The 24,541-nt window shown below is 67.8% G+C and carries 20 protein-coding genes and 1 pseudogene; 11 read left to right on the top strand and 10 right to left on the bottom strand.

Translation table 11 applies throughout. From position 1 onward, the window contains the following. Positions 1-11: 11 nt before the first annotated feature. Entirely contained in the window at positions 12-566 is a 555-nt protein-coding gene (locus tag ACTOWJ_RS08505) for a GNAT family N-acetyltransferase (RefSeq protein WP_441334170.1), read from the top strand. Continuing rightward, the gene (locus ACTOWJ_RS08500; RefSeq protein WP_441334169.1) at positions 567-1,172 is read left to right on the top strand and encodes a YiiX family permuted papain-like enzyme; all 606 of its coding nucleotides are present in this window, start codon (positions 567-569) and stop codon (positions 1,170-1,172) included. 190 nt (positions 1,173-1,362) lie between these two features. On the opposite strand, the gene ACTOWJ_RS08495 is transcribed toward ACTOWJ_RS08500, so the two are convergent. The 3 genes from ACTOWJ_RS08495 to ACTOWJ_RS08485 form a co-directional block, all read right to left on the bottom strand. Further along, the gene (locus ACTOWJ_RS08495; protein WP_441334168.1) at positions 1,363-2,040 is read right to left on the bottom strand and encodes a DUF938 domain-containing protein; all 678 of its coding nucleotides are present in this window, start codon (positions 2,038-2,040) and stop codon (positions 1,363-1,365) included. Between the two features lie 103 nt (positions 2,041-2,143). After that, a complete protein-coding gene (locus tag ACTOWJ_RS08490) occupies positions 2,144-3,616 on the bottom strand; it encodes an Hsp70 family protein (protein ID WP_441334167.1) in 1,473 nt (490 codons plus the stop codon). Positions 3,617-3,871: 255 nt separating this feature from the next. Further along, the gene (locus ACTOWJ_RS08485; protein ID WP_441334166.1) at positions 3,872-4,390 is read right to left on the bottom strand and encodes a YcxB family protein; all 519 of its coding nucleotides are present in this window, start codon (positions 4,388-4,390) and stop codon (positions 3,872-3,874) included. A 127-nt stretch (positions 4,391-4,517) separates the two neighbouring features. Between ACTOWJ_RS08485 and ACTOWJ_RS08480 the strand changes: the two genes are divergently transcribed. The 4 genes and pseudogenes from ACTOWJ_RS08480 to ACTOWJ_RS08465 all read left to right on the top strand — a co-directional run bounded on the left by ACTOWJ_RS08480 (position 4,518) and on the right by ACTOWJ_RS08465 (position 9,554). Further along, complete coding sequence (locus tag ACTOWJ_RS08480; protein ID WP_441334165.1) at positions 4,518-6,998, top strand: DEAD/DEAH box helicase; 2,481 nt, start codon at positions 4,518-4,520, stop codon at positions 6,996-6,998. Between the two features lie 224 nt (positions 6,999-7,222). After that, positions 7,223-8,041 (top strand): annotated as a pseudogene (locus ACTOWJ_RS08475) (ribonuclease H-like domain-containing protein); the annotation flags it as partial. Positions 8,042-8,574: 533 nt separating this feature from the next. Continuing rightward, positions 8,575-8,880: an I78 family peptidase inhibitor gene (locus tag ACTOWJ_RS08470; RefSeq protein WP_441334164.1), complete on the top strand. Its 306-nt coding sequence runs from the start codon at positions 8,575-8,577 to the stop codon at positions 8,878-8,880. A 266-nt stretch (positions 8,881-9,146) separates the two neighbouring features. Further along, positions 9,147-9,554 (top strand): I78 family peptidase inhibitor, encoded by a 408-nt coding sequence (locus ACTOWJ_RS08465; RefSeq protein WP_441334163.1) that lies wholly within the window; start codon positions 9,147-9,149, stop codon positions 9,552-9,554. Positions 9,555-9,611: 57 nt separating this feature from the next. Here the strand turns inward: ACTOWJ_RS08465 and ACTOWJ_RS08460 are convergent, their stop codons facing one another. Then, positions 9,612-10,046, bottom strand: a complete 435-nt coding sequence (locus ACTOWJ_RS08460; RefSeq protein ID WP_441334162.1) for a hypothetical protein — start codon at positions 10,044-10,046, stop codon at positions 9,612-9,614. A gap of 122 nt (positions 10,047-10,168) precedes the next feature. Between ACTOWJ_RS08460 and ACTOWJ_RS08455 the strand changes: the two genes are divergently transcribed. Genes ACTOWJ_RS08455 through ACTOWJ_RS08445 form a run of 3 tightly spaced genes read left to right on the top strand, consistent with a single transcriptional unit; the run spans position 10,169 to position 11,366 of the window. Then, positions 10,169-10,651, top strand: a complete 483-nt coding sequence (locus ACTOWJ_RS08455; protein WP_441334161.1) for a ribonuclease domain-containing protein — start codon at positions 10,169-10,171, stop codon at positions 10,649-10,651. Continuing rightward, entirely contained in the window at positions 10,648-11,085 is a 438-nt protein-coding gene (locus ACTOWJ_RS08450) for a barstar family protein (RefSeq protein ID WP_441334160.1), read from the top strand. The genes ACTOWJ_RS08455 and ACTOWJ_RS08450 overlap by 4 nt, the downstream gene beginning before the upstream one ends. Beyond that, the gene (locus tag ACTOWJ_RS08445) at positions 11,010-11,366 is read left to right on the top strand and encodes a DUF6053 domain-containing protein (RefSeq protein WP_441334159.1); all 357 of its coding nucleotides are present in this window, start codon (positions 11,010-11,012) and stop codon (positions 11,364-11,366) included. Before ACTOWJ_RS08450 ends, ACTOWJ_RS08445 begins: the two co-directional genes overlap by 76 nt. Here the strand turns inward: ACTOWJ_RS08445 and ACTOWJ_RS08440 are convergent. The 3 genes from ACTOWJ_RS08440 to ACTOWJ_RS08430 all read right to left on the bottom strand — a co-directional run bounded on the left by ACTOWJ_RS08440 (position 11,336) and on the right by ACTOWJ_RS08430 (position 14,083). Next, positions 11,336-12,415 (bottom strand): DNA topoisomerase IB, encoded by a 1,080-nt coding sequence (locus ACTOWJ_RS08440; protein WP_441334158.1) that lies wholly within the window; start codon positions 12,413-12,415, stop codon positions 11,336-11,338. The two genes, ACTOWJ_RS08445 and ACTOWJ_RS08440, sit on opposite strands and share 31 nt — an antisense overlap. 79 nt (positions 12,416-12,494) lie before the next feature. Next, positions 12,495-12,725 (bottom strand): hypothetical protein, encoded by a 231-nt coding sequence (locus ACTOWJ_RS08435; protein WP_441334157.1) that lies wholly within the window; start codon positions 12,723-12,725, stop codon positions 12,495-12,497. An 86-nt stretch (positions 12,726-12,811) separates the two neighbouring features. After that, on the bottom strand, positions 12,812-14,083 hold the full coding sequence (locus ACTOWJ_RS08430) for a TCR/Tet family MFS transporter (protein ID WP_441334156.1): 1,272 nt from the start codon (positions 14,081-14,083) through the stop codon (positions 12,812-12,814). A 511-nt stretch (positions 14,084-14,594) separates the two neighbouring features. Between ACTOWJ_RS08430 and gltB the strand changes: the two genes are divergently transcribed. Beyond that, on the top strand, positions 14,595-19,064 hold the full coding sequence (gene gltB, locus ACTOWJ_RS08425; protein ID WP_441334155.1) for a glutamate synthase large subunit: 4,470 nt from the start codon (positions 14,595-14,597) through the stop codon (positions 19,062-19,064). Between the two features lie 343 nt (positions 19,065-19,407). After that, on the top strand, positions 19,408-20,934 hold the full coding sequence (locus ACTOWJ_RS08420) for an FAD-dependent oxidoreductase (RefSeq protein WP_441334154.1): 1,527 nt from the start codon (positions 19,408-19,410) through the stop codon (positions 20,932-20,934). A 179-nt stretch (positions 20,935-21,113) separates the two neighbouring features. Here the strand turns inward: ACTOWJ_RS08420 and folE are convergent, their stop codons facing one another. The 3 genes from folE to ACTOWJ_RS08405 all read right to left on the bottom strand — a co-directional run bounded on the left by folE (position 21,114) and on the right by ACTOWJ_RS08405 (position 24,159). Next, a complete protein-coding gene (gene folE, locus ACTOWJ_RS08415) occupies positions 21,114-21,707 on the bottom strand; it encodes a GTP cyclohydrolase I FolE (RefSeq protein ID WP_336087190.1) in 594 nt (197 codons plus the stop codon). 215 nt (positions 21,708-21,922) lie between these two features. Further along, the gene (locus tag ACTOWJ_RS08410) at positions 21,923-22,264 is read right to left on the bottom strand and encodes a hypothetical protein (RefSeq protein ID WP_441334153.1); all 342 of its coding nucleotides are present in this window, start codon (positions 22,262-22,264) and stop codon (positions 21,923-21,925) included. 203 nt (positions 22,265-22,467) lie between these two features. Then, positions 22,468-24,159 (bottom strand): GGDEF domain-containing protein, encoded by a 1,692-nt coding sequence (locus ACTOWJ_RS08405; RefSeq protein WP_441334152.1) that lies wholly within the window; start codon positions 24,157-24,159, stop codon positions 22,468-22,470. Between the last annotated feature and the right edge of the window lie 382 nt (positions 24,160-24,541).

Raw genomic sequence — 24,541 nt, 5'->3', positions numbered from 1 at the left:
CGATCCGTCCCATGCCCACGATCCAGACCGAACGCCTGCTGCTGTGCGAACTCACGCCCGAGGACGCCGGCTTCATTCTCGAACTGCTCAACGAGCCGTCGTTCATCGACAACATCGGCGACCGCGGCGTGCGCGATCTCGACGGCGCGGTGCGCTACATCCTCGACGGCCCGGTGCTCAGCTACGCGCGCAACGGCTACGGCCTGTGGCGCGTGGACCTGCGCGAGAGCGGCGAGGCGATCGGCCTGTGCGGTCTGCTCAAGCGCGACACCCTGCCCGATCCGGACCTGGGCTACGCCTTTCTGCCGCGCTACTGGTCGCGCGGCTATGCGGTCGAAGCCGGCACCGCCGCGTTGCGTTACGGGCGCGAGACCTTGGCGCTGCCGCGAGTGCTGGCGATCACCGACCCCGACAATCAGCCCTCGATGAAGGTGCTCGAACGGCTCGGCCTGAGCTTCGAACGCATGGTGCGGCTCGGCGAGGAGGATCTGCGTCTGTTCTCCACCGCCGTCGACGCCGCGACGGCACGCGATCCGGCCGCGACCGCCGAAAGTACCGACGCCTGAATGCATGCCCGCCTCGCCGCCGCGCTCGCGCTGTACCTGCCGTGCATCGGCTGCATCGGCGCGCAACCACCGCAGGCGCGCGACGGCGATCTGATCTTCCACGCCTCGCGCTCGGCGCAAAGCCTGGCGATCCAGCGCGCCACCGGTTCGCGCTACAGCCATATGGGCGTGATCCTGCACCAGGGCGGCAAACCGTATGTGTACGAAGCCATCGGCCCGACCGTGTACACGCCGCTGGCGCGCTGGATCGCCCGCGGCGAAGGCGGGCATTACGTACTCAAGCGCTTGCGCACGCCGTTGACCGCGCAACAACAGCGCGAGTTGCGCAAACAGGCCGGCGCGTTCAGCGGACTCGCCTACGATATGAGCTTCGAATGGTCGGACCGGAAGATGTATTGCTCGGAGCTGGTCTGGAAGATGTACGACCGCGCGTTGGGGGTGGAGATCGGCCGCCTGCAGCGACTGCGCGAGTTCAAGCTCAACGACCCGGCGGTGAAGGCCAAGCTGCGCGAACGCTACGGCGTGCGCGTACCGCTGGCCGAGCCGGTGATCTCACCGGCGGCGATGTTCGATTCGCCGTTGTTGACCACGGTGGCGGCCGACTGAACTCGCCGGTCGCAGTTGGAAGACATCCCTCCAAATGCTTCAGATGCCTGAAATTTTTTGTGGGAGGGGCTTCAGCCCCGACGCTTTTCGATCAGTTGTGGACAGTGCCTGGCAATCGGATCGAAAAGCGCCGGGACTGAAGCCCCTCCGACAAAAGACCTCGCCGCTCCGCGCGGGCCCATCGCATCGCCTATCTACGCCAGATCAGACAACGATTGTTCGCCGGCATCGCCACATCCTCGATCAATCGCAAGCCGATGCCCGCCGCCAAAGCATCCACCGCTTCGAAGTCGCGCACGCCCGAGACCGGATCGCGCGCCTTCAACCAGCCGTCGAACTCGCGGTTGCTGTCGCTGCTGAACTGTCCGCCGTAATTGAACGGCCCGTACACCGCCACCGTCGCCTGCGGCGCGAGCGCCATATCCAGACCGGCGAAGAAGCCCCGCACCTGCGGCCAGCCCATGATGTGCAAGGTGTTGGCGCTGAAGGCGGCATCGAAGGCCGAGGCGCCCGTCGCCGGCGCGATCGAGCCGGTCGCCTCGATCGCGGCCGCGCTTGCAACGTCGACCCGAATCGGCCACGGCGAGAATCCCGGCACCGGCGCGGCCACCGCCTCCAGTTCGATCGGCGCCGGCGTGTTCGGCAATCGCGCATCCTCCAGCCATGCACGGATGCCCGGCAGATACTCCGCGCGATCGGCGCATTGCCAGCGCAGCCAGGGCATCGCCGCGGCGAAATGCACGGCATGTTGACCGGTGCCGCTGCCGACCTCGAGCACGTTGCGACGATCGGCGAAATGCCGATGCAGCACCACCAGAATCGGCTCGCGGTTGCGCTCGCACGACGGCGAATACGGGCGTTCGGACATGGCGTGGCTCCATCGCGATCGATCGCGGACCACGGCATCGTCGTGCCAACACCGCCGCGACCGCAACCGCGCCGATCCGGCGAGGTCCGGTCTGGCCGTGTGGTCAGCCCGCCCGCACCGCCGCGAACGCCAGCCCCGACACCACGCCCAACGACGGATCGCCGGCGACCAGCCGCGCCTGCGGAAAACAACGCCGCACCGCTTCGCGCACGTACGGCGCGCGCGACATGCCGCCGGTCAGGAACACCGCCGAGGGCGCGTCGCCCAGGCGCGCGTCGATGTCGGCGGCGACTTCGCGCAACAGCTCGCTGAGAAAACCCAGAAACGGTTCGGCGGCCCGATCCAGGTCGGCCGCGCCGGTGGCCATGTCCAACGCCGGTTCGATGTAGTCAAGCGCGGCGCGGTGTCGGTCGTGCGTGCTCAGTTCGACCTTGGCCGCTTCCACCGCACGACTCAGGCGCGTGGTGTTGCCGGGTTGTTGCAGCGCGATCAGGCGCGGGCCATACGGGTCGTCGACCTCGCGATAGGCGTCGCGACGCTGGAAATCGCGCTGGCGCACCACGTCGTGCACGGTCGCCGCCTCGACGTAATGATGCGCCGGCACCCGGGTCGCGCCCTTGCCGAACAGCGGCATGAAACGCGACAGGCTCAGCGACAGGTCCACGTCGACGCCGCCGCGTGCGATGCCCCACGACGCCAGCACCTGCGGCGGCGCGGCGCCGCCGACCTCGGCCAGGGTGATGTCGGTGGTGCCGCCGCCGATGTCGACCACCAAGGTGCGATGTCGGTGATCGCTCTGCGCGTGATAAGCCAAGGCCGCGGCGACCGGTTCCTCCAGGAACTCGACCTCGTCGAAACCCGCGCCAGTCGCGGCCTCGCGCAGGATTTCCAGCGCCTGATCGCCGCCGGCCGCGCCCATCGAACTGCGGAACTGCACCGGCCGGCCCAGCACCGCCTCGCGCACGTTGGCGCCGAGCTGCTGGCTGGCGCTCAGGCGGATGTGTTCGAGGATGTAGCCGGCGATGCCGACGATGGTCCGGCGCACGTGCGGGGCGAGCTGATAGCCCAGCATCGACTTGGGCGACTGGACCAGATTGCCGAAGCCTTCGCTCAGGTAAGCCTCGACCGCGTCTTCGCCGTACACCGCGTTCTGCAGCGTGGCGGCCGAAGCGCGCGCCTCGCGCACTTGTTCTTCCAACCATTGCCGGCGCACCGCGCGGACCGATTCGCGACGCAGTTCGGTCTCGCTGCGCTGGGCCGGCACGGCGATCGACGCCAGCGCGGCGTCGCGTTGGCCGTGCTGATCTGCGGGCAACCGTGCGGCCTGCTCGCGGCGAGCGGTCAGGGCATCGCTCGCGGCGCGGGACTGCTGCGCGCGGGCGCTGCGCACGATCGCGTCGACCTGCGCTTCCAGCGCATCGGTCAATTCGAACTGATTCGGGTCGGGCACCGCCTCGGGAAAATACACCGTGGTGCGGAATTGCTGTTCCTCGCCGAAGCGCACGGTGCGCACCCGACCGTCGACGACCGCGGCGGCGGCGGAATAGCTGGTGCCGAAATCGATACCGATCTTCATGACGCTGGGTCTGGTTCGCGGCGCGCAAGGATACTCGCTGCGGCGGCGTGCGACCTGAACTCCGGGGTGGTGCGGTTTGTCGGGCGTCTCTTTTCGTATCCCCTGCCGTGGAGTACCGCACGCCCCCCGGGCGTCATCCCCGCGAAGGCGGGGATCCAAGGCCTTTCGTGCAAGAACGCTTGAAGTCTCTGGATCCCCGCCTTCGCGGGGATGACGAGCAAAAGCAGACAGGGCCAAAGCAAGCGGCGACTTCGATCAGTCCGGCACCGCTTGGACGCTCCGCCCCGCCTGCAATCGATCGCGCAGCCAAGCCAGATCGTCCTCGGACAGGTCCGCAATCGGCAGGGTGAAGAATTGCGCCGTCCCGGTAAACAACATCCAGTAGTCCGGACGCTCCCAGACCTCGCTCAGGCTGGACCACGGGATCCGCATCGAGCCGACTCCGGACTCGATCGCCAGGGCGTCTTGTTCGAACACGAACACCGCCTCGGGCACCGGCATCGCGCGGAACCGGCCGACCGTATTGCGGTAATGCGCGCGCCACACGCCGATCAGCAGCAGCGGCGGCAATAGCACGACTACGCCGAGCGCGCCGACCCACCAGTCCCGGTCGCCACGCGCCACATGGAACAGCACCAGCGCCAACAGCAGCGCGGCGACGGTCCACAAGCCTTTCTCGGCGACGACCACCCGCCGCCAGACGAAGACGCGCACGGCGTCCTTCGCCATGGCCTGCGTGTACTTCACCCGATGTCGGGCTGGCGCTGCGTTCATGGCCGATCTCCTTCGCCCCAGCATTTCATCGGCGACCCCGCCTGGCAACCGCATCCGCCATTCCGCCGTCTCACACGCTGAGACCAGCGTCGCGTACAACGAGACGCTCCGTCCTCGACGCCGCATCATGTCCGCTCTGATCGACCCGTCCTCGCGCGATCTCGCGCCCTCGGCCGCCAGCGCCCGCGCGTTGGCGCGCAGCGAAAGCGAAGAACCTGTCGACGCCCGACACGGCGGCGCGCTGGCCGACCGGCTGCAACGGCGTTATCGCGACCGCATCACCGGCCGCTTCACGATCCCGGGCCGCCAAGGCCGCTACGCGCCGCTGCCCGAGGATCTGCCCGAATCGCTCAAGGCGGCGTTGCGCGCGCGCGGGATCGAGCGGCTCTACAGCCATCAGGCGCAAGCGTGGGAGGCGACCCAGGCCGGCGAGCACGTCGCCGTGGTCACCCCGACCGCTTCGGGCAAATCGCTGTGCTACACCCTGCCGGTGGTCGCCGCTGCGATGACCCGCGGCGCCAAGGCGCTGTACCTGTTTCCGACCAAGGCGCTGGCCCAGGATCAGGTCGCCGAACTGCTGGAGCTCAACCGCGCCGGCGAGTTGGGCGTGAAGGCCTTCACCTTCGACGGCGATACGCCGGGCGATGCGCGCCAGGCGATCCGCCTGCACGGCGACATCGTCGTGTCCAATCCGGACATGCTGCATCAGGCGATCCTGCCGCATCACACCAAGTGGGCGCAGTTCTTCGAGAACCTGCGCTACATCGTCATCGACGAGATCCACACCTACCGCGGCGTGTTCGGCAGCCACGTCGCCGGCGTGCTGCGGCGCTTGCGCCGGATCTGCGCGTTCTACGGCGTGCAACCGCAATTCATCCTGTGCTCGGCGACCATCGGCAATCCGCAGGCCCATGCCGAGGCGCTGATCGAACGACCGGTGCGGGCGATCCTGGATTCCGGCGCGCCGACCGGCGACAAACACGTGCTGCTGTGGAATCCGCCGGTGGTCAACGCCGACCTGGGTCTGCGCGCCTCGGCGCGTTCGCAAAGCAACCGCATCGCCCGCATCGCGATCAAGGCCGGCTTGAAGACGCTGGTGTTCGCCCAGACCCGGCTGATGGTCGAGGTGCTGACCAAGTATCTGAAAGACGTGTTCGATCACGATCCGCGCAAGCCCGCGCGCATCCGCGCTTACCGCGGCGGCTACCTGCCCAGCGAGCGGCGCGAGGCCGAACGGGCGATGCGCGACGGGCGCATCGACGGAATCGTGTCGACCTCGGCGCTGGAACTGGGCGTGGACATCGGCGCGCTGGACGTGGTCGTGCTCAACGGGTATCCGGGCTCGGTCGCGGCGACCTGGCAGCGTTTCGGCCGCGCCGGCCGCCGGCAACAGCCTTCGCTGGGCGTCATGGTCGCCAGCTCGCAGCCGCTGGATCAGTACGTGGTGCGGCATCCGGATTTCTTCGCCGACGCCTCGCCCGAGCACGCGCGCATCGCCCCCGACCAGCCGTTGATCCTGTTCGATCACATCCGCTGCGCCGCCTTCGAACTGCCGTTCCAGCACGGCGAAGGTTTCGGCCCGATCGATCCGGAGGTGTTTCTGCAGGCGCTGGCCGAAACCGGCGTGGTCCATCGCGAAGGCGAACGCTGGGAATGGATCGCCGACAGCTACCCGGCCAATGCGGTCAGCCTGCGCTCGGTCGCCGACGGCAACTTCGTCGTGGTCGATCGCAGCGACGGACGCCAGACCATCATCGCCGAGGTCGATTACTCCGCCGCGGCGCTGACCTTGTACGAAGGCGCGATCCACATGATCCAGTCGGTGCCGTATCAGGTCGAACGCCTGGATTGGGACGGCCGCAAGGCCTATGTCACCCGCACCCACGTCGACTACTACACCGACTCGATCGACTACACCAAGCTCAAGGTGCTCGAACGCTTCGATGGAGGCGAGGCCGGCCGCGGCGACAGCCATCACGGCGAGGTGCACGTGGTCCGGCGCGTGGCCGGCTACAAGAAGATCCGCTACTACACGCACGAGAGCATCGGCTACGGGCCGGTCAATCTGCCCGACCAGGAACTGCACACCACCGCGGTGTGGTGGCAGTTGCCGCAGGGCGTGCTGCTGTCGCGTTTCGCCTCCAAGCAAGACGCGCTCGACGGGTTTCTCGGCGCCGCGCATGCGCTGCACATCGTCGCCACGGTGGCGGTGATGGCCGACGCGCGCGATCTGCAGAAATCGGTCGGCAACGGCGATGGCGCGTGGTTCGCCACCCAGGATGCCGACGGCCGCGGGCAACTGCGCGGCGGCGGCCAGGAACCGTTGCAGGGCGGCTCGATGGCGATGCTGGAAGTGCAGCAGTTCGTGCCGACCGTCTACCTCTACGACAATTTTCCCGGCGGCGTGGGCCTCAGCGAGCCGTTGTGGATGCGCCAGGCCGAATTGGTCGCGCGCGCGACCGAGCTGATCGCACGTTGCGACTGCCGCGCCGGTTGCCCGGCCTGCGTCGGCCCGGTGCTGGCCAGCGACGAGACCGGCCCGGGCGTCACGCCCAAATCGCTCGCGCTGCAGGTGCTGCGTCTGCTCGGCGACGGCGAGGCCGCATGAGTCTGGATATCGCCAAGCTGCGCGCCTTGCAACGGCAGGCCGGGCGGGTTGAGCCTGACGCAAAAGCGAATCTCCCCCGGCCCCTGTTTTCCAAAGAGGGGACACAAGCGGAGGTGTCGCTCGCGGATTGCCACGCCGATACTCCAGAGCCGAACGTCCCATCCGCCCTCGACGCCAGCACTCCCGTCTTTGGAAAAGAGGGCTTGGGGGAGATTCGATCTTCGCGCACCGATCTCGACGCCTTGCGGCGCTTGATCGCCCAGCGCGAACGCAAACCCGCCGCGCCCCACATCTCGTCGGCCCATGCCCCACCGCGACTGTCCGCGTTATCTACGTCCGCCGATCGCAACCTGCCCGGCGAGGAGATCGCCCCGGGCCTGCATCTGATCCAAGCGCATCTGCCCCTGTCCGCACCTACGGGTGCGCTGTCGCTGGCCTTCGCCAAACGCCCCGACGACGCGCTCGACCCACGCCGGCTGCTGTTCTTCGACACCGAAACCACCGGCCTGGCCGGCGGCACCGGCACCCGCGCCTTCATGATCGGCGCGGCCGACTGGCACCGTTGCCCGCGCGAGGGCGAGGGACTGCGCATCCGCCAGCTGATGATCTCCACGCTGTCGGCCGAACCGGCGATGCTGCGCGCATTCGCGCAATGGATCGCGCCCGACACGGTGTTGTCCAGCTACAACGGCCGCTGCTACGACACGCCGCTGTTGAACACGCGCTATCGGCTGGCGCGCGTCGCCAATCCGCTCAGCGGGCTGGATCACGTCGACCTGTTGTTCCCCGCGCGGCGCATGTACCGCGGCGTGTGGGAGAACTGCCGCCTGGCGACCATGGAGCGCGAACTGTTGCGGATCGTGCGCGAAGACGATCTGCCCGGTTCGCAGGCGCCGGCCGCGTGGCTGCACTACCTGCGCGGCGGGTCCTCATCGCTGCTGCAGCGAGTCGTCGCGCACAACCACCAGGACGTGGCGACCCTCGCCCAACTGATGCTCAAACTGATCCGCACCCACCACGAACGCGAGCTGCCCCCTCTGTAGGAGCGGCGCAAGCCGCGACCAACCGAAGCGACGTACGGCAGCGTTGTCTCCGAAGCTCGGCCATTGGGAGCGCTCGGCATGAAAAGCCGTTGGGTTATCGCTTCGGCGGGCTGCGTGGTATTCGGCTTCTTCGGTTGGTCGCGGCTTGCGCCGCTCCTACAGTGCAGTACGGGGCTTGCGTTTGATGCACACCCACCACGACCGCACCTGGCCTCCCTGTAGGAGCGGCGCAAGCCGCGACCGCGACCTCGCGCCCACCTCGGAACCCACTTTCCTGCATCGTGTTTCACGCCGTTCTCGCCTTCGATGGCTGCTCCGATTCAAGCCACGGCTGCGGCCCCGCAGTCGCGGCTCGCGCCGCTCCTACAGTGCAATACGTGGCCTGCCTGGACAGCGTGAATGCCGCCTGATCGAGACGCGTCCACTGCCGCGCGACATCGCTACACTCGGCGCCCGGCCTTCATGCGCCGAACACGCCGCCGGCCGCAGGCTCGCGGCACCGATTCCCGACGAGCCTCGCCAGGAGCATCGCCATGTTTTCGAATTCCTTCCTCCGCACCGCCCTGCCCGTCGCCGCGCTGTGCCTGGCCCTGGCCGCCTGCGCCACGCCGATTCCGCCGACCAACATCAGCCCGGCCGCCTGCAACGCCGAAGCCGCGCGTTGGGCGATCGGCCGCGCACCCGACGAAGCGACGGTCGAACGCGCCCGCACCGAAACCGGCAGCCGCGATGTGCGCGTGCTCAAGCCCGGCATGGCCGCAACCATGGATTTCCGCCCCGATCGTCTGAACATCGATGTCAACGAGCGCGGCGCGATCACCGGCCTGCGTTGCGGCTGATATCGCACTGCGGCCTGCGCCGACGCTACGGTCCGTCAGCGGCCGTAGCGCTGTCGCGCGGGCTGCGTCGCAACGCGCGTGCTGCGATGCGGCACAGCGCCGAGGCTCACGGCCGTTCCAGTTCGCATCGCACCGACACGATCGCGCCGGCGTGTGCGCACAGTCGCGAATTCGACGCATCGCGACACCGCGTTAACCCGCGACACAGCCATCGCGGCGCAGGCTCGCCGGATCGCGCCGAGCGCGCATCCGCGAAGGAAACCGCCATGCCGAACCGCACCGACGCCCGTCCCGCCCGCTCCCGTTGGCTGGCGGCATTCGTGCTGAGCGCCGCGCTGCCGTGGGCGCTGAGCGCCTGCGCCAGCCCGCGCGCGGCCGATTCGATGTCCAGTTCCGCCGAACAAACCGCGGGCCAGCCCGCCGCCGAAGCCGCTCCGACCGCACAGGCCAACCCCATGCCCGCCGCTCCGACCTGCAATGCCGATGCCGCCAAGGCCGGCGCGATCGGCAAGACCGCCGACGCCGCCACCGTCGAAAGCATCCGCGCCGCTGCCGGCGGCCACACCGTGCGCGTGCTCAAGCCCGGCCAGGCGATCACCAAGGAGTACATGGACGGACGGGTCAATGTGCATGTCGACGAGAAGAACGTGATCGTCGAGGTGGGTTGCGGTTGAGTTCGCGCTAAGCGATCTGCGAATGAGCCGGCCGCCGGCCGCAAACGGCGGGCCGGCTCAGAGGCATCGCAACGTGGCCTCGTCGCGCGAGCCGGCGACGAGGCCACTCCACTGCGAAATGAAATCGTCCAACAGCGCGGGTTCGCTGAGAACATGCATGCTGGCAGCGGCATGCACGCGGTCGCCACCCGGTTCCTGCGGCGCTTGCCGCTGCGATACGGTAAGCGCAAGCGTTCCGGGGGCGTGGAACCGGATCCGGATACGAATGCCGCCGTTCGCGGACTCGGGTTCGAATGTGCCCAGCTGAAACTCGCACGCGCTCTGGTTCGACACGTTTCTGAAGCCGTGCAGATCGTCGGCGAACCGTTCCAGTTCCCGGTCCGTCGCGTGGATCTCGCATGAGACCACGCCGCGCTCGTCGCAGGTCTCGATTCGCAGATCCAGCCGGCCGTCTTGCAACCGTAGCTTGGTGAAGGCGATCGATTTACCCATTGCCCACCTGCCGCTGCCAAGAGCCCGGTCGAAGATGCAGGATGATAAGCCGACGACGCGATTTGGGAGCTCGCCGCGGGTGGCCTACACTCATGCCCGCTGCCACTTACCGGACCCTTCCCATGCGCCTGCCCGCCGGCCGCCAGCTCTGGCTGATCGTCGCCATCGTGATAGTGGGACTGTGGTTGTGGCAGCGCCAGGCGCCGGCCCCGCAGGGCGCACACGGACACACGGGCACGACCCAGCCGCCGTCCGTTGCGCGTACCGACCCCCGAGCGCCCGCCGATGTGGCCGAAGGCGGCTCATCGGCAACCTATCCAAATTTCCTGCCGCGAGAGGCCCACGACGTCCTGCGCCGCATCGCCACAGGCGGCCGATTCGAGCATCGCCAGGACGGTGGCGTGTTCCAGAACCGCGAGCAGCGCCTGCCCAGGCAGCCGCGCGGTTACTACCGCGAGTACACCGTGGAAACACCGGGCTCCGACGACCGCGGCGCGCGCCGCATCGTCACCGGCGGCGATCCGCCGGTCGAGTACTACTACAGCGACGATCACTACCGCAGCTTCCGCCGCTTCGACGTTCCGGGCGAAGGAGCCGCGCGATGAGCCCGGTCGATCCGCACGAGTTGCTCGCCGATCCGGCCCAGGCCGGCGCCTATTTCATCGATGCGCGCGATGCGCAGGCCTTGGCCGACGCGGCCGCCGAACTGGAGTTCGCGGTGGTGCGGGTGGATTTCGCCGGCTGCGCGGACAAGGACGAGGCCTTGCGGCGCATCGCCGCCGGGCTGCGTTTTCCCGAATGGTTCGGCGCCAACTGGGACGCCTTGAGCGACAGCGTCAACGATATGTCGTGGTGGCCGGCGCCGGGTTATCTGCTGCTGATCGAACGCGCGGGGCCGTGGCAGGCCGCGCATCCGGACGAAGCCACGGTGCTGGTCGAAATCCTCAACGACGCCGCCCAGGATTGGGCCAAGGCGCGCGTCGCGTTCTGGGCCCTGCTGCCGCTGCCGGAAGCCGAACTGGCGCAGATGGTGCCGTAAGCGCGCTTGCGGGAATTCCTGCTTTCTTGAAAGGACCTGCTTTTATCGGAGAGCATGTTCTTGCAGGACGCCCCGTTCTTAATGGAACGACCTGCTGTTGTGGGAGGGCCTTCAGGTCCGACGCTTTCGATCGGATCGTCGCGAACCCGAAGAAAAGCGTCGGGCCTGAAGGCCCTCCCACAACAGCCCAAGCCCTCCCGCAACAGCGAAGACCTCCAACCGACGCAACGTCCTGCCGCCTCCACCACGCTCACCCGCCTCGCTCACCCCCGCGCCGCTGAGCGCGCAGAAAACGCAGCACCGCGCGTTCCCATTGCAGTTCGCCGCTCGCATCGCGCGCATGACGCACCAGCCGGCCGTCGCGCCAACCGGTGAACACCGCCGGGTCGATGTAGGCCTTGCGACACACCGCCGGCGTATTGCGCAACGCCTGCGCGACCTCGCCGATCACCGCGTTCTGGACCAACGTCAGCGCGCGTTCGCTCGGCGCGCCGTTGCGCGCCGGCGCCGGCAGCGGCAACGCGGCCAAGCGCCGGAACGCCGCGAGCGTGCCGCCCCAGGTGCGGAAATCCTTGGCGGTGAAATCCGCGCCCATCGCCTCGTGCAGATACTCGTTGACCGCGCCCGAATCCACCGGCTGCACGCGGCCGTCGTCGTCGCGATACTGGAACAGCGCCTGTCCGGGCAGTTGCTGGCAAGCGCGCACCAGTCGGGTCAGGCGCGCGTTGTCGAGTTCGACCTGCTGCGCCTGCCCGCCCTTGCCGCGGAAACGGAAACGCGCGCGGCCGCCGCGCAGAAACTCGACGTGGCGGTTGCGCAACGTGGTCAGACCGAAGGAGCGGTTGCTGCGCGCGTACTCGTCGTTGCCGATGCGCAGCAGGGTTTCGGCCATCACCGCCACCACGGTCGCGAGCACCTTCTCGCGCGGAAAGCCCGGCCGTTTGAGATCGCGCCGCACCCGCCGGCGCAGTCCCGGCAAGGCCTGGCCGAACCCGATCACGCGCTCGAACTTGCCCTCGTCGCGGATCGACCGCCATTGCCGGTGATAGCGATACTGCTTGCGGCCGCGCGCGTCGCGGCCGGTGGCCTGCAAGTGGCCGCGCGCGTCGGCACAGATCCACACCTCGGTATAGGCCGGCGGAATCGCCAGCGCGCGCACCCGCTGCAAGGTCTTGGCCGCGCGCACCGCCCGCCCGCGCGCGTCGCGGTAGGCGAAGCCGCGGCCGGCGCGCAGCCGGCGCAGCCCCGGCTCGCCGTCGTTGACGTAACGCAGGCCGGCCGCGCGCGCGGCGCGGCGATTGGCTGCGGCGGGAAGGTCGGGTCCGCTCATGCGCCAGCAATACGGGCCGCCGCGTCAAGGCAGCGGCAAGGGCGCGTCGCGCTTGTATTGGCCCGGACCGCGGGACCGCTCAGCGGCCGTCGTCGTCCTTCTTCTTGAAATCGATCTTCTCGTCCGGGCGCTCGCTGCGCACGGTCTCGACCTTGCGCTCGCACCACGCCGGCGGCGTTTCGCCGGGACGCAGCGGGCCGCTGGCGCATTCGGGCCGCGCGTCGACGGCGGCATTGGTGTCGCGATACTCAAGGCCGCCGCAGGCGCTCAGCGCCGCGGCGATCAGTGCGGAAAGAACGACTGCGCGCATGGGATTCTCCGGGCCGGTACGCCGCGAAGATGCCGAGCGCCGCCGATCCCTACCTGTGCCATCGGTCAGGGAGGACGCGCATCCGTTCAGGCCGCCGCTTCGGCCTCGTTCGCGGCCGGCAAGGCGGCCGGCGCGCGTGCATAGCGCCAAGCGATCAACAACCCCAGACACAGCAGTCCGGAGGCGATGAACCACGGCGCGCCCGGCAGGTGGATCGGCGCGCTGTTGCCGATGAAGTAACCGAAGCTGCCCGCGAAGGTCGCCGGACCCAGCACGCCGGCCAAGGAGATCAGGCTCATCAACGAGCCTTGGATGCGGCCCTGCACTTCCGGGCCGACCTGGCGGGTGATCAGGGCCTGGGTGGCCGGCCCGGCCATCGCCCACAACGCGCTGATCGGCAGACCCAGCAGGAAGTACCAGCCGACCTCGGACAAACCGTAGATGACGAAACCGATCGCGCCGCAGCTCAACCCGACCAACAGCGTCCGGCGCTCGCCGATCAGGGCCACCACGCGGCCGATCAGCAGCACGTTGACGATGATGTTGAACACGCCCACCGCCATCATCACCCAGCCGACCTCGCGCAGGCCCCAGTGGTACTGATAACTGGCGAACAGCACGAAGATGCTCGGGTACACGTAATGCGCCATGTTGGCGATGAACACCACCGCAGCCAGACCGAACACCTGCGGGTAGCGCCTGAGCAGCTTCAACGACCCCAGCGGATTGGCGTGCGACCAGTCGAAGCGCGCGCTGCGCCGCTCCGGCGGCAGCGACTCGGGCAGCACGAACAGGCCGTAGCAGAAATTCAGCAACGCCAACCCGGCCGAGAACCAGAACGGCAGGCGCAGATCGATCTCGCCCAGGTAGGCGCCGATCAACGGACCGATCACGAAGCCCACGCCGAACGCCGCGCCGATCATGCCGAAGCTCTTGGCGCGTTGCTCCGGCGGGGTGATATCGGCGATGTAGGCGTTGGCGGTGGTGAAGCTGGCCGAGGTCATGCCCGAGATGATGCGGCCGATCAGCAGCAGCGGCAGGGTGTTGGCCACCGCCAGCAAGATGAAGTCCAGGCCCAGGCCCAGGCACGACAGCAGGATCACCGGGCGCCGGCCGAACCGGTCCGACAAGCTGCCCTGGATCGGCGAGCACACGAACTGGACCAGGGCGTAGACGGCGCCGAACAGGCCCACCCAGTACGCCGCGCGCTCGGTGCTGCCGTCGACGAAGCGCTCGATCAGGTGCGGCAGCACCGGAATGATCAGGCCGAACGACAGCACGTCGATCAAGACGGTGATGAAAATGAAGACGAGCGCAGCACGACGCGCGCCCGGAGCGGGAGCGGAAGCAGATGTCATGGGAGTAGGCGGCCGGCCTGAGGTAATCCGATCGGCGCAGTCTAGCGCGCGAGGACCCCTCCGGCAGGGACGATTGTCACCCGGAGATGGTTTCCGACGTTACCAATTGCCCGGCGAAGCTTCTATTTTTCTTGCAGGATCATTCACTTACAAAATCGTATGTAAGCACGCGCGCTAACAAAAACGCGCCGCCGCAACGTCGGCAATTCCCGCGCCTTTGGGTGAATTGCCGCATCGCACAATTTGTGCTTTAGTCGGAACACGCTCGGTCATTACGCCGCCAGTGCGGGAGAAATCCCGCGCCAGCGGCGAATGCTCCCTGCGCGACGGCAAACGACACAGCGATATCGCGACCACGACTCGCGTTGGCAAAGCACCATGTCGAAGCCGATCTGAGCGGCCGCCGCATCCTCGATGCGCGGCCGCCGGGCCCACTGAGACAGGCAAGACCACAACGCGAATGCGGTAGCGAGCTAGCGATCCACGGAACCCTTAACGTCCCGGAGATGCGATGCAAGCCAGGCAACAAAGTTTGTACGACCCCCGCGACGAGCGGGACAGCTGCGGTTTCGGACTGATCGCGCAACTCGACGATCGCCCTAGCCGAGCTTTGGTCGATCGCGCCCTCGAGGCGCTCTCGCGCATGACCCATCGCGGCGGCGTAGCCGCCGACGGCCTCAGCGGCGATGGTTGCGGCCTGCTCATTCGCCATCCGGACGCCTTCCTGCGGCTGATCGCGCGCGAGGCCAACATCCGCCCCGGCCCGCATTTCGCCGCCGGCCTGGTGTTCCTGCCGCACGATGCGAACCTGGCCGGACACGCCCGCGACGTCCTCAACGAAACCCTGCGTGCCGAAGGCATGCGCGTGACCGGCTGGCGCGTGGTGCCGGTGAATCTGGACGCTTGCGGCGATCTGGCGCGCAAGACCATGCCGCGCATCGAGCAGGTCTTCGTCGATGCCGCCGCGCCGTTCGATCCGGCCGGATTCCAGCGCTCCTTGTTCCTGGCGCGCCGCCGCGCCGAACAACGCCTGCGCGAAAGCGACGCCTTCCCGAGCCGCGACTTCTACGTGGTCAGCCTGTCCTCGGCCAGCATCGGCTACAAGGGCATGGTGCTGCCGGACCGCCTGATGCAGCTGTATCCGGACCTGCAGCGGCCCGAACTGGCCGCCAGCGCGGTGGTGTTCCATCAGCGCTTCTCCACCAACACCACCCCGCGCTGGCCGCTGGCGCAGCCGTTCCGCCTGCTCGCGCACAACGGCGAGATCAACACCATCGCCGGCAACCGCGCCTGGGCGCAGGCGCGCGCCTATACCTGGCGCACCCCGACCCTGGATCTGCGCGAGTTCGAGCAAGTGGTCAGCACCGACGGCTCGGATTCGCAGAGCCTGGACAACATGCTCGAAGTGCTGCAGGCCGGCGGCATGGATCTGCTCAAGGCCATGCGCATCCTGATTCCGCCGGCAACGCAGTCGCTGGAGTACAAGGATGCCGATCTGGCCGCGTTCTACGAGTACTACGCGCTCAACACCGATCCGTGGGACGGCCCGGCCGGCATCGTCACCTGCGACGGCCGCTACGCCGCCTGCACCCTCGACCGCAACGGCCTGCGCCCGGCGCGCTGGCTGCGCTCGCGCGACCGCCACTTCCTGATCGCCTCCGAAGCCGGGGTGTGGGAATTGCCGGTCGAGGAAATCGAGGCCAAGGGCAAGCTCGGCCCCGGCGAGATGATCGCCGCCGACCTGTACCAGGGCGAGCTGCTCGATTCGGAAGCCATCGACCGCATCAACCGCGCGCGCGCGCCGTACAAGCGCTGGCTCAAGCAGGGCATGACCTACCTGCACAGCGAGTTGATCGATCCCAATCTGGCCGCCGAGCCCTTCGATCACGAAACCCTGGCCGGTTTCCAGAAGCTGTTCCAGCTGACCCGCGAAGAACGCGAGCAAGTGCTGCGCCCGCTGGCCGAGATCGAGCAGGAAGCCACCGGTTCGATGGGCGACGACGTGCCGATGGCGGTGCTCTCGCAACAAGTGCGTCCGCTGTACGACCACTTCCGCCAGGCCTTCGCCCAGGTCACCAATCCGCCGATGGACCCGTTGCGCGAGGATTGCGTGATGTCGCTGGCGACCCAGATCGGGCGCGAGGGCAACGTGTTCGTCGACGGGCCGGGCAACGTCGGCCATATCCATCTCAACTCGCCGGTGCTGGCCCAACGCAAGCTGCGCCAGTTGCTGTCGATGGCGCCGTACGATCAATCGCACCGTTACATCGATCTGAACTACACCGCCGAGGAAGGCCTGAAGGCCGCGCTGCTGCGGATGTGCGCGCAGGCCGAGGAAGCCACGCGAGAAGGCATCGTACTGCTGATCGTCACCGACCGGCGCCCGCGCCGCGATGCGCTGATGATGCATGCGCTGCTGGCGACCGGCGCGATCCACCAGCACCTGTGCAAGGTCGGCCTGCGCTGCGAAGCCAACCTCATCATCGAAACCGGCACCGCGCGCGATCCGCACCACTTCGCCTGCCTGATCGGCTTCGGCGCGACCGCGGTGTATCCGTACTTGGCGTACCAGACCCTGCACGATCTGGGCGCGCGCGGCATCCTGCGCACCAAGCACGGCGAGGTCGCGCAGATCGGCCGCAGCTACCGGCGCGCGATCAAGAAGGGCCTGCTCAAGATCATCTCGAAGATGGGCATCGCCACCATCGGCAGTTATCGCGGCGCGCAGTTGTTCGAGATCATCGGCCTGGATCGCGAAGTCGTGGATATGTGCTTCACCGGCGCGCCTTCGCGCATCGCCGGCGCCGGCTTCGAGTTGCTGCAGGAAGACAACCAGACCTTGGCCGACATCGGCTGGGACGCGAACCGCTTGCCCGAGATCGGCGGCCTGCTCAAGTACACCCCGGGCGGCGAATACCACCTGTTCAATCCCGATGTGGTCACGCGCCTGCAACGCGCGGTCGGCAGCGGCGAGTGGAGCGACTGGCAACATTACGCCGAAGCGGTCAACGAACGCCCGACCGCGGCGCTGCGCGATCTGTTGGAGCTCAACGCCGATCCGTCGAAGGCGATCCCGATCGAAGAAGTCGAATCGATCGCCGACATCGTGCGCCGCTTCGACTCGGCGGCGATGAGCCTGGGCGCGTTGTCGCCCGAAGCGCATGAAGCGCTGGCGATCGCGATGAACCGTTTGGGCGGCCGTTCGAATTCGGGCGAAGGCGGCGAAGACCCGGCGCGCTATCGCACCGACAAGGTCTCCAAGATCAAGCAGATCGCCTCGGGCCGCTTCGGCGTTACGCCGGAGTACCTGGTCAACGCCGAAGTGCTGCAGATCAAGATCGCCCAGGGCGCCAAGCCCGGTGAAGGCGGCCAGTTGCCGGGGCATAAGGTCAACGAGCTGATCGCGCGGCTGCGTTATGCGATGCCCGGCATCGGCCTGATTTCGCCACCGCCGCATCACGACATCTATTCGATCGAAGACTTGGCGCAGTTGATTCACGATCTGCGTCAGGTCAATCCACAGGCGCTGATCTCGGTCAAGCTGGTGTCGCACGCGGGCGTGGGCACCATCGCCACCGGCGTTGCGAAAGCCGGGGCCGACCTGATCACGGTGTCGGGTCACGACGGCGGCACCGGCGCGAGCCCGCTGTCGTCGATCCGCTATGCCGGCACGCCGTGGGAGCTGGGCCTGGCCGAAGCGCGCCAGGCGCTGGTCGCCAACGATCTTCGCGATCGGGTGATTCTTCAGACCGATGGCGGCCTGAAGAGCGGCCTGGACGTGATCAAGGCCGCGTTGCTCGGCGCGGAGAGCTTCGGCTTCGGCACCGCGCCGATGATCGCGCTGGGCTGCAAGTATCTGCGCATCTGCCACCTCAACAACTGCGCCACCGGCGTGGCCACCCAGGACGCCGGCTTGCGCCGCGACCATTTCACCGGTCTGCCCGAGCGAGTGGAGAACTTCTTCCGCCTGCTCGCCGAGGAAGTGCGGCAGTGGCTGGCCGCGCTGGGCGTGCGCACGCTCGGCGAAATCGTCGGCCGCACCGATCTGCTCAAGCAGAGCGAAGGCGACAGCGCGCGGCAACAGCGGCTGGACCTGTCGCCGCTGCTGGCCGGCTCCGGCCTGGCCCACGGCGGCCATTGCGGCATGCCGGCGCCGCCGGCCGAGCTGGACGGCCTGGCCGCGCAGTTGGAAACCGATCTGGCCCAGGTCATCGCCGACAAGGCCGGCGGCGATTACAGCTACAAGATCCGCAACACCGACCGTAGCATCGGCGCGCGCCTGTCCGGACGCATCGCCCGCGCCCACGGCGATCGCGGCATGAACGATGCGCCGATCACCCTGCGTTTCGCCGGCACCGCCGGACAGAGCTTCGGCGCATTCCAGGCCGGCGGCCTGAACTTCGAACTGTCGGGCGAGGCCAACGACTACGTCGGCAAGGGCATGGCGGGCGGCCGCATCGTGCTGCGTCCGCCGGCCGGCGCGCGTTATGTCGCCAATGAGACGCCGATTCTCGGCAACACCTGCCTGTACGGCGCCACCGGCGGCGAGCTGTATGCGGCCGGCCGCGCCGGCGAGCGTTTCGGCGTGCGCAACTCCGGCGCCACCGCGGTGGTGGAAGGCGCCGGCGATCACTGCTGCGAATACATGACCGGCGGCGTGGTCGCGGTGCTGGGCCGCACCGGTCTGAACTTCGGCGCCGGCTTCACCGGCGGCATGGCCTATGTGCTCGATGTCGAGCGCGATTTCGTCGATCGCTACAACCACGAGCTGATCGACATCCTGCGTATTTCCGCCGACGGATTCGAGAATCACCGCTCGCATCTGCACGATCTGCTGGAAACGCATGTGGCGCTGACCGGCAGCGCGTGGGCAAGGCGGATCCTCGATGAGATGCGCGATTACCTGGGCAAGTTCTGGTTGGTCAAGCCGAAGGCGGCGAGTTTGGAGTCGCTGGCGGAGACGTTGAGGAGTGCGGCGTGATGGGAGGCGTGTTCAATGCAACGGCAAGAGCGAATCCTCCCTGCCCTCCGACCCACCGGCACAGCCTGCGGGCGTTCAGTACCGCGCGAACCTTCGGTTCGCGAGCCGCGGCCCTTCACCCTTTTTCAAAGGGGGGCACGGCAAAGGCTAAGGCGATAGTCAGGACGGTAACGACGATGGCTGTTGATTCGCGATTCGAGCACTCGAGCGAACACCTCCACGCCCGATCGAAAAAACCGATCGGGTTTCCCCCTTTGAAAAAGGGGGGCCAGGGAGGATTCGCTCTTGCTGTTGCTCCAATCGCCACCGCCACCCATCGACAACGCCAACCGGGCCCGCAGCAATGACCAAGAAGCAAGTCTTCCAATTCCGCGACGCCCCGCGCGAAATGCCCTCGCGCATTCCGCTGCAGTTGCGCCTCAACGGCGACTGGGGCGAGCTCTACGGCCGCTTCGCCGAGGTCGAGGCCAAGAAGCAGGCCGGCCGCTGTCTCGATTGCGGTAACCCCTACTGCGGCTGGGCCTGCCCGCTGCACAACTACATTCCGCAATGGCTCGAACTGGCGCGCGAAGGCCGCCTGCACGAAGCCGCGGCGCTGTGCCACGAAACCAATCCGCTGCCCGAAGTCTGCGGCCGCGTGTGCCCGCAGGACCGTCTGTGCGAAGGCAGCTGCACGCTCAACGACGGCTTCGGCGCGGTCACCATCGGCGCGGTGGAGAAATACATCGTCGACAACGCGCTCGCCGACGGCTGGCGTCCGGATCTGTCGACGGTGAAGGCCACCGGCCATCGCGTCGCCATCGTCGGCGCCGGCCCGGCCGGGTTGTCGTGCGCGGATCGACTCGCGCGCGCCGGCATCCAGGCGGTGGTGTTCGACCGCTACGAGGCCATCGGCGGTCTGCTGCACTTCGGCATTCCCAGCTTCAAGCTGGAAAAATCGGTGATGGTTCAACGACGCGAAGTGCTCGAAGGCATGGGCGTGCAGTTCCGCCTCGGCGTGGAGATCGGCCGCGACATCACCCTGGATGCATTGATCGAACAATTCGACGCGGTGTTCCTGGGCCTGGGCTCGTACCGCTATACCGACGGCGGCCTGCCGGGACAGGACCTGCGCAACGTGCTGCCTGCCTTGCCGTTCCTGGTGCAGAACGGCCGCGTGGTGCACGGCGACGGTGAAACCCTGCGCTCGGCGCCGATCGCCGGCTGGGAAGATCAGCTCGAATTGCCGGATCTGCGCGGCAAACGCGTGATCGTGCTCGGCGGCGGCGACACCGGTATGGACTGCGTGCGCAGCGCGGTGCGCATGGGCGCGGCGCAAGTGCGCTGCGTGTACCGGCGCGACGAGGCCAACATGCCCGGTTCGGCGCGCGAGGTCGCCAATGCGCGCGAGGAAGGCGTGGAGTTCCTGTTCAACCGTCAGCCGATGGAACTGCTCGGCGACGACACCACGGTCAACGCCGTGCGCGTGGCCGAAACCCGCCTGGCCCCGCCGGATGCGCGCGGCCGTCAGCGCGCGGAAATCGTCGAAGGCAGCGAGTCGGTGCTCGACGCGGATGTGGTCATCATCGCCTTCGGCTTCCAGCCCGATCCGCCGGCATGGTTGGCGCAGCAGGGCATCGAGCTGACCGACAACGGCCGGATCAAGGTGCTGGCGACCTCCGGCAGCTGCGCGACCAAGCGCAAGGCGGCTGCGGGCTTGCCTTACCAGACCACGAATCCGAAGGTGTTCGCCGGCGGCGACGCGGTGCGCGGCGCGGATCTGGTGGTGACCGCGGCGTTCGAAGGCCGCGAGGCGGCGGCGGGGATCGTGTCGCTGTTGAGCGAGCGAGCGGCGGTGCAGGATGAGACGAAGCTGGCGAAGTTCGGCTGACAATTTACCCTTCTCCCGCGAAGCGGGAGAGGGTGCCCGAAGAGCCTGCCCCCGCGAAGGCGGGGGGCGGATGAGGGGGCAAGCGATCTAAGTTACGACGCGAGACCGCTACATTGCGCACGCTCACCCCAGCCCTCTCCCGCAAGCGGGAGAGGGAGCTCATTAGCGGGAACCCAAACTCAGCGCCCCGGGCCCACGTCGATGAATCGCAAGAACTCCGCGCGGGTGCGCGCGTCGTCGCGGAACATGCCGAGCATCTTCGAAGTAATCATGCTGACCCCGCGCTTGTGCACGCCGCGGGTGGTCATGCATTCGTGCGCGCCTTCGATCACCACGCCCACGCCGAGCGGCTGCAGCACGTCCTGGATCGACTGAGCGATCTGCGCGGTCATTTTTTCCTGTACCTGGAAACGGCGCGCATAGGTTTCCACCACCCGCGCCAGCTTGCTGATGCCTACGACCTTGCCGCTGGGCAGATAGCCCACATGCGCCTTGCCGATGATCGGCGCCATGTGGTGCTCGCAGTGGCTTTCGAACTCGATGTCGCGCAGCACGATCATTTCGTCGTAACCGGCCACTTCTTCGAAAGTGCGCGCCAGGTACTCGCGCGGATCGTCGGTGTAACCGCTGAACCAGTCGCCGTAGGCCTCGACCACGCGCTTGGGCGTGTCGAGCAGGCCCTCGCGGGCGGGATCTTCGCCGGCCCAGGCCAGCAAGGTGCGAACCGCGGCTTCGGCTTGCGCGCGATTGGGTTTTTCGGGGGTGTCGGCCATTGATGCGGGCCCGTTCGGTGGGACCCGAATGCTATCAAGCCGGGATTCGGGTTTGGGGATTCGGGTTTGGCAATTCGGGTTTGGCAATAGCCGTCGTTTTCCAATCCCAAATCCCTAATCTCGAATCCCGCGCAAAAAAAGGTCGCCCGACAAGGGCGACCAGCAGACTCCCCGGGGGAGAGAGACCTAGGGAGCAGGGCCGGTGCGCGGGGGTGTCAGCGCAGAGGCCGGTCAAGCGCGTGGGGCAGATTGCGCTCAATGTGATGCCAACCGTCGCGCACGGCATCGCGCGCTTCGGTCCAGTGCAGTCGCGACGCGGCCCGGCAATGGGTCCAGTCGCGCGCCAGTTCCTCCTCGACCTCCTCGAAGCGGCGACCGCCGCAATGCAGAAAGCTGTCGTAACCGTAGCGATAGGCCGGCTCGTAATCGGGCCATTCGCGTCCGGCGCTGTAGTACGGGGCAAAGCGGAACTCGCGGTGGAAGTGTTCTCGGTATTCGCCCATGTCGATCGCCTGGGCGACCGCTGCGCCGACGTCCGTTTCGTTGTGATTGCTCATGGCTTGCATCGACATGCCTAAACGCCCAACGCGTCCGTGGACCCAAGCTAGGCCCAGACCGATGCAATGCAGGTGAAGATGCGCCACGTGGGCGCGGATGTTCAGCTAACGGCGCCGATCGGCTCAGCTGCGTTAGTGTCGCGTGAGGATTTCGCCACCGGAACCGCGCCAGGCGAAGCTTCAGGCCGGCGATGCCGGCAGGCTCATTCGGCCTGCAGGATCACCGCGGTGTCGCGACCGCTGCTCTGGGCCACGCTGACCGCGTTGCGGCCGGCCGCCGTGGCGTTGCGCAGGGCCAGGCGCACGCGCTCGAACAACGCCGGCACCTGCTCGCCGCGCTGCGACATGGCCAGACCGATGCTCACGCTGATGCTGATCTCATGCCCGTCGATGCGGAACGGTCGCTGCGCGAATGCCTCGCCGATGCGCCGCGCCAACAGTTCGCATTCGGCGCGTTCGCATTCGCTGACGATGCCGAAGCAATCGCCCTCCATGCGCGCGATGGTGTCGTCCGGACTGAGCACGCCGCGCATGCGCGAGAGCGCCTGTTGCAACAGCGCGTCGCCGACCGCGCGGCCGTAGCGCGCGTTGACCTCGCCGAAGCCGTCCACGTCCACCAGCAGCAGACCGTAGGTGTTGACGTTGAGACTGCCCGGCGAGGACCAGGCTTGCAGCATCTGTTCCAGCACCTGGGCATTGAGCGCGCCGGTCAGCGGATCGCGTTCGACCGACTGCCGCGCCAACAGCACGATGCGATGGCGGTTGGCCGCGTGCTGGCTCAAGGCCAGCGCCAGCACCGCCGATTCCAATACCGCGGTCAGCGCCAGGCCGCGTTCGGCCCACTCGGCGTCCTGCAGCCCCAGGATGTTGGCCGCCAGCGCCGCGGCCAGCACCAGCATCGGCGTCCAGCCCAGCAGGTAATAGCCGGCATACGGCGCGCCCTTGCGCCAGGCCACCACCGCGATCACCAGCATCAGCGGCACGCCGAGCAGCAACAGCGCATTGCCGCCGATGTACCACCAGCTGTAGACGTGCTCGCGGAACACCACCAGCACCAGCAGCCAGAACATGTTCGCCCACTGGATGCTGCGCAGCACCCAGGCGGTGCGCGGCATCAACCGCGGCAAATCCAGGAAGCGCAGGCTGAAACCGACCTGGAAGATGGTCGCCAATGTCGCCAGCGCCCATCCGACCGCCGGTTCGCTGGCCATCCCGGCCAGCCCCCACATTTCCGAGGCGTCGCCCGAGCGCAGCAGCAGGTAGGTGGCCATGCAGCCCAGATACGCGCCGTAGCCCAGATAGACGAAATCGCGGAACGCGACCCACACCCCGACCATCGCCACCGCCATCAGCATCATCGCGGTGAATGCGGCGGCCATGAAACGCGCGTCGCCGCGCTCTTGCCGGGCCAATTCGGGAATGGTGGCGAACGATAGGCGGATCTCGCTCATTGCCGCGCGGCCCTTGACCCGCACATAGGCCACCGTCGAGGTCGGCCAGCCGTTGGGCAGGGACAGCACCCAGCCGCGCCGCATCAGCGGCACGCCGCCGTGCTCGGCGTCTTCGATCTCGCGCGGGCTGGCTGCGCCGGGCGGGTAATACAGCAGCGGACCCATCGCGCGCGGACCGCGTACCACCAGCATCTGGCCATCGCCGGGCTTGATCGAGCGCTGACTGGTCAGGCGCAGCCAGTACCCCGCCTGACGGCGCGGCAGGCCGAAGCGAATCGCGTCCTCGGGGCGCTCAGCGACCAGGCTGCGCATCACCGGCGCGCCGACCGGCGGCGTCTGCAGGTCGGTGTCGGTCAGCAGCACTTCGACCTTCAGCGATTGCGCGGCGACCGGCAGGCAGGCGCAGGCCAACGCGATCATCAGCGCCCACAGGGCCTTGCGCATACCCAGGTCCGCCTCCGCCACAGTGAGCGTTGAAGTCTAGCCGGAGTCGGCATGGCGCGGGACGGCCGATCGGGTGCTTTTCGCGCCTGAATTTGCCTCGGGAAGCCGCGGGATCGGGGGTTCGCGTTCGCCCGGGCCGCTCGATCCGACGACGCCCCTCAACCGATTCTCGATTTGGAAAAGGTGGCCTCGGGGAGTGGCTGTTGCCGACCGAGGCTCGCACTTCTTCAAGCTTACGAAGCCATCCACCCAGCGATCCGGCCCGCAGGCATAGCCTGCGGGCGTTCAGCGCCGCGCGAACCTTTGGTTCGCAAGCGCGGCTCAAGCGTACGGGCCCGTCGGCTTGGCGATCCGGCCCGCAGGCATAGCCTGCGGGCGTTCA

Source organism: Lysobacter sp. CA199, from assembly GCF_052078715.1.
In the GTDB taxonomy this organism is placed as follows: Bacteria; Pseudomonadota; Gammaproteobacteria; order Xanthomonadales; family Xanthomonadaceae; genus Lysobacter.
This window is presented reverse-complemented; position numbering and strand designations above follow the sequence as displayed.

Bases quoted from the DNA above. Each gene is read 5' to 3' on its own strand.
- ACTOWJ_RS08505 (WP_441334170.1), top strand. From the start codon at position 12: ATGCCCACGATCCAGACCGAACGCCTGCTGCTGTGCGAACTCACGCCC.
- ACTOWJ_RS08500 (WP_441334169.1), top strand. From the start codon at position 567: ATGCATGCCCGCCTCGCCGCCGCGCTCGCGCTGTACCTGCCGTGCATC.
- ACTOWJ_RS08495 (WP_441334168.1), bottom strand. From the start codon at position 2,040: ATGTCCGAACGCCCGTATTCGCCGTCGTGCGAGCGCAACCGCGAGCCG.
- ACTOWJ_RS08490 (WP_441334167.1), bottom strand. From the start codon at position 3,616: ATGAAGATCGGTATCGATTTCGGCACCAGCTATTCCGCCGCCGCCGCG.
- ACTOWJ_RS08485 (WP_441334166.1), bottom strand. From the start codon at position 4,390: ATGAACGCAGCGCCAGCCCGACATCGGGTGAAGTACACGCAGGCCATG.
- ACTOWJ_RS08480 (WP_441334165.1), top strand. From the start codon at position 4,518: ATGTCCGCTCTGATCGACCCGTCCTCGCGCGATCTCGCGCCCTCGGCC.
- ACTOWJ_RS08470 (WP_441334164.1), top strand. From the start codon at position 8,575: ATGTTTTCGAATTCCTTCCTCCGCACCGCCCTGCCCGTCGCCGCGCTG.
- ACTOWJ_RS08465 (WP_441334163.1), top strand. From the start codon at position 9,147: ATGCCGAACCGCACCGACGCCCGTCCCGCCCGCTCCCGTTGGCTGGCG.
- ACTOWJ_RS08460 (WP_441334162.1), bottom strand. From the start codon at position 10,046: ATGGGTAAATCGATCGCCTTCACCAAGCTACGGTTGCAAGACGGCCGG.
- ACTOWJ_RS08455 (WP_441334161.1), top strand. From the start codon at position 10,169: ATGCGCCTGCCCGCCGGCCGCCAGCTCTGGCTGATCGTCGCCATCGTG.
- ACTOWJ_RS08450 (WP_441334160.1), top strand. From the start codon at position 10,648: ATGAGCCCGGTCGATCCGCACGAGTTGCTCGCCGATCCGGCCCAGGCC.
- ACTOWJ_RS08440 (WP_441334158.1), bottom strand. From the start codon at position 12,415: ATGAGCGGACCCGACCTTCCCGCCGCAGCCAATCGCCGCGCCGCGCGC.
- ACTOWJ_RS08435 (WP_441334157.1), bottom strand. From the start codon at position 12,725: ATGCGCGCAGTCGTTCTTTCCGCACTGATCGCCGCGGCGCTGAGCGCC.
- ACTOWJ_RS08430 (WP_441334156.1), bottom strand. From the start codon at position 14,083: ATGACATCTGCTTCCGCTCCCGCTCCGGGCGCGCGTCGTGCTGCGCTC.
- gltB (WP_441334155.1), top strand. From the start codon at position 14,595: ATGCAAGCCAGGCAACAAAGTTTGTACGACCCCCGCGACGAGCGGGAC.
- ACTOWJ_RS08420 (WP_441334154.1), top strand. From the start codon at position 19,408: ATGACCAAGAAGCAAGTCTTCCAATTCCGCGACGCCCCGCGCGAAATG.
- folE (WP_336087190.1), bottom strand. From the start codon at position 21,707: ATGGCCGACACCCCCGAAAAACCCAATCGCGCGCAAGCCGAAGCCGCG.
- ACTOWJ_RS08410 (WP_441334153.1), bottom strand. From the start codon at position 22,264: ATGAGCAATCACAACGAAACGGACGTCGGCGCAGCGGTCGCCCAGGCG.
- ACTOWJ_RS08405 (WP_441334152.1), bottom strand. From the start codon at position 24,159: ATGCGCAAGGCCCTGTGGGCGCTGATGATCGCGTTGGCCTGCGCCTGC.